Raw genomic sequence first — 10,059 nt, 5'->3', positions numbered from 1 at the left:
GCAGGGCAGGGCGGCCCGGCCCGATGCGGCGCGGGGCGACGCGGCGCGGGGCGACGCGGCGCGGCGCGGGGCGGCGCGGGGCGGCGCGGCGCGGCGCGGCGCGGGGCAGGGCAGGGCGGCCCGGCGCGGGACCAAGCGTGCCGGCGCGGCGCGGCCCGATGCGCGGTCAAGCGCGCCGACGCGGGATCAGCGCGGCGTCAGGGGTGCGGGCGCTCGGCCCGGTGCTCGCGCAGGAGGTCGCCGCCGAAGTCGGACTCGGGGCAGCGCAGCACCGTGTGGGCGTGGTTGCCGTCGGCGCTCGTGTTGTCGTACTCGATGAGCAGATCGGGCCCCTGCACCCGATAGTAGTGGCGCCCGCCGCGCTCCGGTGGCCCCTCCCACGCGAAGGTGAGGGCATCGCGGTCGACGGCCGGGCGGACGTCGGCGGGGAGGCGGTCGAGGTACAGGGCGACGAGATCTTCCAGCCGCTCCCGGGCCGCACGCGGTAGCTCGGCCGCGGGCACGCCGGGCGGGGGCGGCACCACGTCGGCGCGCGGGCCGCTGTAGATGTCGACCGGCGCCTCGGGCCAGCGCAGCACGTGCCCGCGCAGCGACTCGGGCAGCGCGTCGAGGAGCTCGAACGCGAGGTCCTGCTCGGGGCCGAGGGGGCGCAGGACGGGGCGGCCTCGGTAGTACGTGGCCAGGGGGTTGGCGCCGAGGAACACCGGCGTCGGGGAGACCGCGTCGCCGTCGAGGGTCATGGTGGCGGAGAGGTGATGGCCCTCGAAGCGCCAGCCCCAGCGCCCGGCCGGGCCGGGTTCGCCGAAGACGATGACGCGGTAGTCGTCGCTGTGCCGCCCGCGGCCGTAGCCCTCCTCGCGGTCCAGCACCTCCTCGAGCGCGACGACGCCCATCGCCTGGGCGAACGCGTGCGGGCGCAGCGCGGTGGCGAGCAGCCTATGGGCGGCCTTGCGCGCGTCCGGCTCCAGCTCGCCGAGCGAGACGCCGGGGCGCGGCGCGGGCCGATACTCGATCCAGCGCCGCTTCGCCACGTCCTCGAACGGCGCGCGCACACCGGCCGGCGCGGCCCGCAGTAGCCGGGCGGCCTCGGCCCGCATCGCGGCGGCAGTCGTCATGGGACCAGTTCTACCCGAACCCGCGAAAGATCGACCGCCACAGCCCGCATCGCGGCGGCAGTCGTCGCCCGAACCCGCCAACGCTCGGCCGCCCCGGCCCGCGTCGCGTCGGGCAGCCGTCACCCGAACCCGCGAGCGGTCAGCCGCCACGGCCCGCAACAACCAGGCAGCCGCGGCCCGCACGGCCGCGGCAGTCGTCACGCGACCAGCTCCACCCGAACCCGCCTCTACCCGAACCCGCGGAAGACCGGCTCGATGGTCGCCGCCGCGATGTGGACGTCCGCGGAGACCAGGGTGCGCAGGCGATCGGGCGGGTGGTGCGCGGCGAGACGGCGCTGGAGGCTGGCGGCCTGCACGCGCCAGAGGCCGAGCAGTGCCACGGCGGCGATGTGGGCCGCCGGGGCCGGCTCGGGCGCGGACGACCGGTCGGCGAGCAGGCGCGCGGCCGTCTCGGTGAGGCGGTCGATCATGTCGTGCTGGTGCGAGCGCAGCTCCGGGGTGCTCGTGCTCAGCTCGCGGAAGCGGCGGAGGGTCTCGCTCGCGGCGGCCGGGTCCGGCTGGCTCGCGAGCCAGGCGGTGAGGCCGTCCAGCTCGGCGTCGAGCACGGCGAGCGCGGCCGGCAGCGGCGGCGAGCCCGGGTCGGCCAGGGCCGTGCGCAGGGCGGTCAGGGTGTCGTCGAAGCGGTCGAGGAGCAGCGACTCCTTCGTCGGGAAGTAGTTGAAGACCGTCCGCTCCGACACCCCGCACGCCTCGGCGATCTCGGTGACCCGCACGTCGTCGAAGCCGCGCTCCAGGAACAGCCGCGTCGCCGTGGCCGACAGCCGGGCCCGCATCTGCCGCTTCTTGCGCTCCCGCAGGCCCCCGGTCTCCTCGGCCGCGGCGCCGTCGGGCAGCCAGGTGACCGCCGTGTCGCTCATCCCGCCATCGTACTTCAGCCGCTGCAGAAATCCTGCTACCGTAAACTTGCAGCTGCTGAAAGAAGGCGCCCCCAGGTGCGGGGTGGAGCTGAAAGAAGGCGCCCCAGGTGCGGGGTACAGACCGAAAAGAAGGTGTCCCATGGCGGTGCTGCAGGCACTCGGCCTGATCCTCGCGGGGTTGCTCGCCGGCGAGGAGTTCATCGTCCGGTACGGGGTGCAGCCGGCCCTGCTGAGCCTCGACGACCGCGCGCACATCCAGGCCCGGGTCGCGCTCGTGCGCAGCCTGCGCGTCGTAGTGCCCGTGATCATGCTCCCCGCGGTGGCCGTTGCGGTCGCGGTGCTCGTGCTGGTCGACGGCCCCGGGACCGCGTGGCGGTGGGCTGGGGTCGCGGCCCTCGCCGCGTTCCTGGGCTTCTCGTTCCTGGGCACGGTCCCGATCAACATGAAGGTCGCCGGCTGGGACCCTGACGCCCCGCCGACGGACTGGCGCGCGACCGTCACCCGGTGGCAGCGGCTCGACGTGCTGCGGTCCTCGGCCGCGATCGTGGGCTTCGCCTGTTTCGCGGCGGCACTGGCGGTACAACTGGGATAGGTTTCGGCTTCCTCGCCCGGGGGAACGCCAGCTGCGGCGAATGCGGGGAGGTGGCGGGGTGACGGCGGACGGACGGGTCAACGACCCGGAGGCGCTGCGGGCCGAGATCGTGCGCACACGCGCCGCGCTCGGGGAGACGCTCGAGGCCCTGGCCGCGAAGGCCGACGTCAAGGCCCGGGCGAGGGCCGCCGCCGACCGCACCGTGCACCGCACCGTGGCGCGCCTCTCGGCGCGTCGCACCCGGATCGTCCTGGCCGCCGGGGCGACGATGGTCGTGGGAGCGATCGTCGCGCTCGCCCTGCGCGGCCGCCGCCCGAACCGACGTTCTTGAGGGAGACATGATGAAGCTGCTGCCCATCGCCGCGGGCCTGGCCGTCGGCTACGTGCTGGGGACGCGCGCCGGCCGCGCGAAGTACGAGCAGATCGTGGACAACGCGCGCCAGGTCCGCGCCAACCCGACGCTGGGCCAGCTCAGCGAGGCGGCCCGCAACATCGCCACGCCGCCCAGCACGACCTTCGGCACCACCCGCACCAGCTGAGCGCCGCCGCGGAGTCAGTGCGTCAGGAGGCGTTCGGCGACGTCGAACGCCTCCTCGCCCGCGGTGCGGTGCTCGGTCACGAACGCGTGGACGTCACCGTCCGCCTTCGCCGGCACGCGGCCGCACGCCGAGATGCCGCGCAACTGGCTGAAGACGCACAGGACCCGGCCGCCGGCCGTCGTCTCGGCCGCCTCGTGCAGGGACTCGCAGCGGCGGAACAGTTCGGCGAGCCGGCGCGACGCGGCGCTGTTGTCGGTGTAGATGCCGCCCCAGCCGACCTGCAGGAGCACGGCGAGCGGGCCGTGGACGAGGTGGTAGTTGATCGCGTACGAGTTCACGCCGTGCCCCGCGTGGCTCATGGCGACGTAGTCGGGCACGCGCGACGCGAGGACGTCGGCGGGGAAGTCGGGCTCGAACATGTACATCCGGAAACTGTCGATCTCGCGCGTCGCCCAGCACCAGTCGCGCACGGTGCGCAGCCGCGGCCGCAGCGACTCGGGAACCGGTGGGACCGGCAGGCGGCTCTCCGTGAAGGCGGCCACCATCTCCGCATAGGCGGTGTGCACGCGACGATTGTCCGGCCGCCCGACCCGGCCGCGCAATGCGTTGCGACACCCGGAATCGCTCCGCCGAACGGCTCAGGTTCGGGCGGCGCCGATGCGCGGGCGCAGGGCGGCCCAGACCGCCGCGGGATCCGGGGCCTGGGCGATCTGGCCGGCGACGCGTTCGGCGTGCAGACGGTACGACGGATCGCCCAGCACCTCGGCAACCGCCTCGGCGGCGCGCGCGGGATCGTCGATCGCGATGCCCGCCCCGGCGGCGACGACCCGCTCGGCGTTCTGCGGCTTCTCGGCGCCCTTCGGCCACAGCACCATCGGGACGCCCCGGCTCAGCGCGGCGAGCACGGTCCCGGCGCCGCCGGCCGCGAGGACCACGGAGACGCCCGCGTCGAGCAGCTGCGCTATCGGCACGAAGCCGACGAACCGCACGTTCGCCCGCGCATCGGCGAGTGAGCGCGGGAGCCCGGCCGGTACCGTGGCCAGAACGTCCACATTGTCCAGTGCGGCCACCGCGTCGACGAGGGCGTCGAGCGGCCCGGCCTCGAGCAGGACCGTCCCGAGCGTGACGAGCACCCGGAAACCGGCCGGGGCCGGCAGGTCGAAGGGCTCGGTCCCGGTGTACGCCCTGGGCCGGATCGCCAGCCGGTCCTCCGCCGGCACCCACTCCGGCCCGTGCAGCGCCGGCGGCCAGAGGTCCACGAGCGCCAGGCGGGCGGGCCGGGCGAGGCCGCGCGCGGCGTACCGCGGGGCCAGCCGCGCCTCCATCGCCGGCCCGAGCTCGGGCGGCGACACGGGCAGCCCGACCGCGTGCCGGATGAGCGGCACGCCGAGGGTGGCCGCGACCATGGGCCCGATCGTGTCGTACTCGTCCGCGACCACGACCTCGGCCCCGAACTCCCGCGCCCGGCGCAGTGCCGCGTCGAACGAGGTGTCCACGAGGGTCCCCGCGAACAGCTCGGCCACCGGTTCGAAGCCCGAGTTCATGTCGGCGCCGCCGGTGCGCCGGTCGTTCTCGGCGAGCAGCTCGTCGACGCCGGGCCCGGCGGGGAGCACCGGCAGCCCGCCGACCAGCCCGGTCAGCGACTCGGGGACGGCGAACGCCACGTCGTCCCCGGCGGCCGCGGCGGCCTCGGCGAGCGGAAGCACCGGCAGCAGATGCCCGTGGATCGGCACGGCGGTGAAGAGCACGCGCATGGACCCGAATTATTGCACCGCGACGGGCAACCGTTCGACCGCGTCCGCGAGCCACGCGTCGGCGCCGGGGCACCGCGGGCCTAGGCTGACTGCCGTGATCACGGTGGCCACCTGGAACGTGCTGCACCGCGTGCACGCGGAGAACTACGCCGAGCCGGTCGCGGCCGCCTGGCCGGACGAGGCGCGGCGCATCGCGGCCGTCACCGCGCGGCTCGCGGGGCGGGACGAGGACGTCATCGCGCTGCAGGAGGTCAGCGGCGACCAGCTCGCGAGCCTCCGGGAGGTCCTCGCGCCGGAGCAGGTGCATGCCATGTCGTACCCGCGGGTGCCGACGGTCCGCCGCGGCACCCCGCGGCTTCGCGACGTGAGCGAGCACCTCGTCGTGATCGCGCGGGGCGAACGGGTGGCCGGCGACGCGTTCGACGGCGACCCGGGCAAGGGCTTCCTCGCCGTGCGGACCGGGTCGGCGCTCGTCGTCTCGACGCACGTCGGGTTCGGCGACGCCCGCACGGCTCAGCTGGCGCGGCTCGCGTCCCTCGGCGACGGCCCGGCGGTGCTGCTGGGCGACTTCAACGCGGACCGCGAGACGATCGCGGCCGGGCTCGGGCCCGGGTTCACCCTCGCCGAGTTCGCGCCCGGGGCGCCGCCGACGCGGCCGGGGGCTCGCAGTCCGTACATCGACCACATCGCGGTCCGCGAAGGAGTTCCCGGACTCGCGACGGTCGAGGACGCGGGCGGGCTGTCGGACCACAACCTCGTCGTCTCGCTCATAGGAAGCTGACCCCGGTCAGCTCCTCGGCCGCCGCCCACAGCCGCCGGCCGACCTCGGGATCGGCCGCCTCGCGGCTGCGCCGGGCCGCGGTGACCGGCCCGCGCGTCTCGAAGAGCCCGGCCGGCCCGAAGAACTCCCCGCCCCGCACGCCGGGGTCGGTCGCGGCCCGCAGCTGCGGCAGCGCGCCCTGCTCGACCGGCTGGGTGGCGAGCAGCCCGGCCCGGGCGATCACGCGCCCGAGCCGCCCGCGGTGCTCCCAGGCCCGCGGCGTGAGGTTGGTGCGGGTCAGCCCCGGGTGCGCGAGGGCGCTGACGATCGGCGACCCGGCCGCGCGCAGGCGCCGGTCCAGCTCGATGCCGAAGACGGTGGTGGCGAGCTTGGACCGGCCGTAGGCGGGCGAGGCCCGGTAGCCGCGCTCGAACATCAGGTCGTCGAAGTCGAGGTGCGCGTTCTTGTGCGTGATCGAGCTCAGGTTCACCACCCGCGGCGCCGGGGCCGCGGCCAGATTGCCCAGCAGCAGCCCGGTCAGCGCGAAATGCCCGAGCAGGTTGGTGCCCAGCTGCAGCTCGAAGCCGTCGGCGGTGGTCCGGCGGGGGCCGAGCAGCACCACGCCGGCGTTGTTGACCAGCAGGTCGACGGCAGGGTGATCGGCGGCCAGCCCCGCCGCGAACGCGCGCACCGAGGCGAGCGAGGCCAGGTCCAGCTCCCGGACCTCGACGTCGCCGCCGATGCGCCGGGCGGCCTCGGCCCCGGCGGCGGTGTTGCGCACGGCGAGCACGACCCGGGCGCCGTGCCGGGCCAGCTCGGTCGCGGTGACCAGGCCGAGGCCCGAGTTCGCACCGGTCACGACGGCGACCCGGCCGTGCTGGGCGGGCATGTCGGCGGTGGTCCATCCGGTCATCTGCGGCCTCCAAACCTTCGTGGTCGACACGACGCTAGAGCCGCCGGGCCCGGCTTCCGTCGTTCTGCCAGACCTACCCTGGGCGCCCGGCGGCGCGGCACACTTGCCCCATGCCCCATCCGTACGCCCGCGAGCTCGGCGACTTCCTGCGCGCCCGCCGCGACCGCCTCCGCCCGCACGACGTGGGCCTGGAGCCGGGCGGCCGCCGCAAGGTCGCCGGGCTGCGCCGCGAGGAGCTGGCCCTGCTGGCCGGGCTGAGCACCGACTACTACCAGCGGATGGAGCAGGGGCGCGAGGTACGGCCGTCGGATGACGTCCTCGACGCCCTCGCCGGTGCCCTCGGCCTCGACGAACAGGAGCGCCGGCACCTGTTCACCCTCGCCCACGCCGCCCGCCGGCCGATGCCGGACCGGGTGGAGCGCGGGCCGGAGCGGGTGCCGGACAGCACCCGGCGGCTGCTGCGGGTGATGGACACCCCGGCGGTCGTGCTCGGCCGCCACCTGGACCTGCTGGACTGGAACCCGAAGGCCGTGGCGCTGCTCGGCGACCCGGACGGCTACCCGCCGGACCGGCTCAACATGCTGCTGCTGATGTTCGACGACACACTCACGAGCCGGCGCAGCTGCCCCGACTGGGAGCAGCAGGCCCTGGACTACATCGGCATGATGCGCGCCGCGGTCGCCACCGACCCCACGCACCCGCGGGCCACCGCGATCGTCGGCGAGCTGAGCATCCGCAGCGCCGAGTTCCGGCGGTTGTGGGGGCGCCACGACGTACGCGAATCGGTCAGCGGCACCAAGACGTTCCGGATCCCCGAGGTCGGCGACGTCGTGCTCGACTGGGACACGTACCCGCTGCCGGGCAACCCCGGCCCGGTCATGCTGGTGTTCACCGCCGAGCCGGGCACTGCCCACGCCGACCGCCTGCGGCTGCTGTAGCCCCCCGCGCGTCAGCCGTCCCCGGCCGCGATCATCTGCGCGAGGGCCCCGGCGACGAGGGCCACGGGCCGTTCGTCGTCGCCGGCCAGGCGCCGCAGGGTATCCAGCGCCATAGTTCCGGGCAGCTCGGCCAGCGCCTGCGTCAGCCGAATCCGCACCGCCGAGCCGGCCCCGGGCGCGTCGAGCTCGGCGACGAGCGCGCCGAGGATCCGCCCGCCCCACTCCCCCTCCCGGGCCAGCGCCCCGAGGAGCTCGGCCGCCTCGACGTCGTTCGGCCCCTCGACGACCATCCCGACGAGCGTCGGTACGGCCGCGGTCACCCCTCGCGCGCCCAGCGCGAGCGCGGCCTGCCGCCGGATCGCGGCATCCTCGTCCTCGAGCGCCCCCGCCAGCAGCTCGGTCGCCTCCTCCTCGGGCAGCTCCGCGAGCGCCAGCACCGCCCGCCGCCGGACCTCCGCGTCGCCGGAGCCCAGCCCCGCCGCCAGCCCCGCGACCCCCTCGCCCCCGGCCCGCGCCAGGGCCCACCGCAGCGCCCCGGCCACGTTCGGGTCCGACTCGGTGAGCACCGCGCGGGCAAGCACGTCGGCGGGGACGGGCGCGGCCTCGGCCGGCGCGAGGGCGGCCTGCTGCCGGCGCGCCGCGCTCGGCGACGCCAGCCCGTGCAGCAGCTCCACGACCCGGGCCACGTCCGGCCAGGCGGCGGGCCCGGCCGCGTCGACCGTCCGGAGCCGGTCGAGCAGCTCCCGCTCCCGCTCGAGGCGCTCCCCGGTCCGCCGAATGAGGTCGCGGACCAGCGCGGACGGCGTGAACCCGGGGTCCTCGAGCGTGCGCGCGATCTCCCGCAGCGACAACCCGAGCGACCGCAGGCCCTCCACGTAGAAGATCCGCCGGACGTCCTGCGGGGTGTACTCCCGGTATCCGCCCACCGTCCGCCCGGTCGGGCGCACCAGTCCGAGGGAGTCGTAGTGCCGCAGCATCCGCGCACTCACCCCGGACCGGCGCGCCACCTCACCGATCAGCACGCAACTGCTCCTCCCGTTCCCGCCCGAGCGCGTCGACCCGCCTCGCCGCGTCCACGTCCGGCGCGAACGCCGCGTCCGGATCGCGCAGCAGCCGCTCGGTCGCGGCCGCGTGCGCCCGCACCCCGGCGTCGGGGTGCGCCGCGGCCGCCCGCAGCACCGGCTCGACGACCTCCCCGAGCCCGGCGAGGACCCGGCTCAGGCTCAGTTGTACCTCCCGGTCGCCCCGCCCGAGCTGCGTACCCAGTTCCGCGGCGAGCGCCGCCCGCTCGCCGTCGGGCACGAGCACGACCGCCGCCCGCCAAGCCGCCCGGGCGACCTCGTCGTCACCGTCGCGCAGCAACGCGACCGTGATCGCGGGCCAGGCCCCGGCGTCCCCGATCTTCGACAGCGTGTGCAACGCTTGGCTGCGCGCCTGCGCCCGCTCGGACTTGAGCTCCGCGAGCAGGCGCGGCACGGTGACGTCGCGCGGCAGGCGGGTGAGCGCCCACGTGAGCATGTCGCGCACGAAGAAGTCCGGCTCGACCGCACACCGCGCCACGAGCACGTCGGCGTACCCGTCGCCGGCCCGCGTCCCGATCGCGAGCGCCGCCTTGAGCCGCGTGGACGCCTTGGACGCACCGAGCGCGTCCGCGAGCCGTGTGTCGTATTCGTAGCCGGATGCCGAGTTCATGCGAACCAGTCAAGGCCTTGACACAGTGAGAAGGTCAAGGTCCTTTGTTCGCCCGCGCATCAGGCGCCGAAGCCGGCGTACCGTCCTCCGTGGCGGTGGGCCAGCGCTGACAGCTGCGCCACACGGGCATGGTGGCCCGGATCGGGCGGAAGCTCGGGAAACGCCGCGGCGATGTGCCGATGGCCCGGTCCCGTCTGGTCTTCGATCTGATCACTGACCTCGGCGCCGAGCTCTACCAGGTCCGCCACGCACGCGGTGACGATGCCCGGCTCGTCCGGGATTTCGACGTAATGGACGGTTCGCCGCGGCGCCGGTGGTGGGTAGTCGCCGTAGTCGTCGGACATCGCCCAGTGCATGCGCTGGCACAGGTCGGCGAGCAGAGCGTTCATCGCTCCGGCCGACGCGCCTTCGGGCAGCGGTCCGTGGTCGGTGAGCCGGTCGAGCAGCCTGCGCACGAACTCCGGCGGAAGCTCGTCGGCGAGGAGTTGGGCGTGCACGGTGACCAGCACGCCGAACAACGCCTCGAGGTCCGGCAACGGCAGCGCTCGAGGAAGTGACTCCATACCCGCCACGCTACTGACCCGCCCGCCCGCCGGACGCGGCTCGGTGCCGGCTTGCCCATGTATGTGGACGAGTTCGCTGCGCGGCAGTCGGGCTGCGGCCTAGCGGCGGCCGGTCCGTGCCCACCACAGCGGGTGACCCGCATGGCCGGGCCAGGCTTCTTGTCCTGCCGATTGAACGGCTGGCGGCTAGTGTTCTGAGTCGTTAGAAGCTTTATTGATCCGGTTGCAGTAGTTGGCGAGGTTGTCGAGGATTTGATCGGCGGTTTTGGTCCAGAC

Annotated in this window: 13 protein-coding genes; 5 read left to right on the top strand and 8 right to left on the bottom strand. The window is 75.2% G+C overall.

Annotated features, from left to right (window positions below; all coding sequences use genetic code 11):
* Positions 1-197 precede the first annotated feature (197 nt).
* Both ABT369_RS57375 and ABT369_RS57370 read right to left on the bottom strand, forming a co-directional pair.
* A complete protein-coding gene (locus tag ABT369_RS57375) occupies positions 198-1,115 on the bottom strand; it encodes a DUF3500 domain-containing protein (RefSeq protein WP_502891970.1) in 918 nt (305 codons plus the stop codon).
* Positions 1,116-1,342: 227 nt separating this feature from the next.
* Positions 1,343-2,032: a TetR family transcriptional regulator gene (locus ABT369_RS57370; RefSeq protein ID WP_350627132.1), complete on the bottom strand. Its 690-nt coding sequence runs from the start codon at positions 2,030-2,032 to the stop codon at positions 1,343-1,345.
* Positions 2,033-2,171: 139 nt separating this feature from the next.
* On the opposite strand from ABT369_RS57370, the gene ABT369_RS57365 reads away from it, so the two are divergent.
* Genes ABT369_RS57365 through ABT369_RS57355 form a run of 3 tightly spaced genes read left to right on the top strand, consistent with a single transcriptional unit; the run spans position 2,172 to position 3,163 of the window.
* Positions 2,172-2,624, top strand: a complete 453-nt coding sequence (locus tag ABT369_RS57365) for an anthrone oxygenase family protein (protein WP_350627130.1) — start codon at positions 2,172-2,174, stop codon at positions 2,622-2,624.
* Between the two features lie 58 nt (positions 2,625-2,682).
* Complete coding sequence (locus ABT369_RS57360; RefSeq protein WP_350627128.1) at positions 2,683-2,955, top strand: DUF3618 domain-containing protein; 273 nt, start codon at positions 2,683-2,685, stop codon at positions 2,953-2,955.
* Between the two features lie 10 nt (positions 2,956-2,965).
* Positions 2,966-3,163 (top strand): hypothetical protein, encoded by a 198-nt coding sequence (locus ABT369_RS57355; RefSeq protein WP_350627126.1) that lies wholly within the window; start codon positions 2,966-2,968, stop codon positions 3,161-3,163.
* A gap of 14 nt (positions 3,164-3,177) precedes the next feature.
* Here ABT369_RS57355 and ABT369_RS57350 read toward each other — a convergent pair whose 3' ends face one another.
* Both ABT369_RS57350 and ABT369_RS57345 read right to left on the bottom strand, forming a co-directional pair.
* On the bottom strand, positions 3,178-3,729 hold the full coding sequence (locus ABT369_RS57350; RefSeq protein WP_350627124.1) for a hypothetical protein: 552 nt from the start codon (positions 3,727-3,729) through the stop codon (positions 3,178-3,180).
* A 72-nt stretch (positions 3,730-3,801) separates the two neighbouring features.
* A complete protein-coding gene (locus tag ABT369_RS57345) occupies positions 3,802-4,917 on the bottom strand; it encodes a glycosyltransferase (protein ID WP_350627122.1) in 1,116 nt (371 codons plus the stop codon).
* A gap of 94 nt (positions 4,918-5,011) precedes the next feature.
* Here ABT369_RS57345 and ABT369_RS57340 point away from each other — a divergent pair, with 94 nt between their 5' ends.
* A complete protein-coding gene (locus ABT369_RS57340; RefSeq protein ID WP_350627120.1) occupies positions 5,012-5,698 on the top strand; it encodes an endonuclease/exonuclease/phosphatase family protein in 687 nt (228 codons plus the stop codon).
* Here ABT369_RS57340 and ABT369_RS57335 read toward each other — a convergent pair.
* Positions 5,685-6,590, bottom strand: coding sequence for an oxidoreductase (locus ABT369_RS57335; protein WP_350627118.1), 906 nt, complete (start codon positions 6,588-6,590; stop codon positions 5,685-5,687). The two genes, ABT369_RS57340 and ABT369_RS57335, sit on opposite strands and share 14 nt — an antisense overlap.
* Before the next feature lie 110 nt (positions 6,591-6,700).
* Here ABT369_RS57335 and ABT369_RS57330 point away from each other — a divergent pair, with 110 nt between their 5' ends.
* The gene (locus ABT369_RS57330; protein ID WP_350627116.1) at positions 6,701-7,528 is read left to right on the top strand and encodes a helix-turn-helix transcriptional regulator; all 828 of its coding nucleotides are present in this window, start codon (positions 6,701-6,703) and stop codon (positions 7,526-7,528) included.
* An 11-nt stretch (positions 7,529-7,539) separates the two neighbouring features.
* On the opposite strand, the gene ABT369_RS57325 is transcribed toward ABT369_RS57330, so the two are convergent.
* Genes ABT369_RS57325 through ABT369_RS57315 form a run of 3 tightly spaced genes read right to left on the bottom strand, consistent with a single transcriptional unit; the run spans position 7,540 to position 9,756 of the window.
* A complete protein-coding gene (locus tag ABT369_RS57325; RefSeq protein WP_350627114.1) occupies positions 7,540-8,550 on the bottom strand; it encodes a HEAT repeat domain-containing protein in 1,011 nt (336 codons plus the stop codon).
* Positions 8,537-9,220: a HEAT repeat domain-containing protein gene (locus ABT369_RS57320; protein ID WP_350627112.1), complete on the bottom strand. Its 684-nt coding sequence runs from the start codon at positions 9,218-9,220 to the stop codon at positions 8,537-8,539. The genes ABT369_RS57325 and ABT369_RS57320 overlap by 14 nt, the downstream gene beginning before the upstream one ends.
* Before the next feature lie 59 nt (positions 9,221-9,279).
* Positions 9,280-9,756, bottom strand: a complete 477-nt coding sequence (locus tag ABT369_RS57315; RefSeq protein ID WP_350627110.1) for a hypothetical protein — start codon at positions 9,754-9,756, stop codon at positions 9,280-9,282.
* Between the last annotated feature and the right edge of the window lie 303 nt (positions 9,757-10,059).

It is taken from the genome of Dactylosporangium sp. NPDC000244 (assembly GCF_040300725.1).
Lineage (GTDB): Bacteria > Actinomycetota > Actinomycetes > Mycobacteriales > Micromonosporaceae > Dactylosporangium.
Note: the sequence above shows the minus strand (reverse complement) of the source record. Positions and strands in the feature narration are given on the sequence as shown.

Excerpts from the sequence above, each read along its gene's own strand:
- ABT369_RS57375 (WP_502891970.1), bottom strand. The coding sequence starts at position 1,115 with ATGACGACTGCCGCCGCGATGCGGGCCGAGGCCGCCCGGCTACTGCGG.
- ABT369_RS57370 (WP_350627132.1), bottom strand. The coding sequence starts at position 2,032 with ATGAGCGACACGGCGGTCACCTGGCTGCCCGACGGCGCCGCGGCCGAG.
- ABT369_RS57365 (WP_350627130.1), top strand. The coding sequence starts at position 2,172 with ATGGCGGTGCTGCAGGCACTCGGCCTGATCCTCGCGGGGTTGCTCGCC.
- ABT369_RS57355 (WP_350627126.1), top strand. The coding sequence starts at position 2,966 with ATGAAGCTGCTGCCCATCGCCGCGGGCCTGGCCGTCGGCTACGTGCTG.
- ABT369_RS57345 (WP_350627122.1), bottom strand. The coding sequence starts at position 4,917 with ATGCGCGTGCTCTTCACCGCCGTGCCGATCCACGGGCATCTGCTGCCG.
- ABT369_RS57335 (WP_350627118.1), bottom strand. The coding sequence starts at position 6,590 with ATGACCGGATGGACCACCGCCGACATGCCCGCCCAGCACGGCCGGGTC.
- ABT369_RS57330 (WP_350627116.1), top strand. The coding sequence starts at position 6,701 with ATGCCCCATCCGTACGCCCGCGAGCTCGGCGACTTCCTGCGCGCCCGC.
- ABT369_RS57320 (WP_350627112.1), bottom strand. The coding sequence starts at position 9,220 with ATGAACTCGGCATCCGGCTACGAATACGACACACGGCTCGCGGACGCG.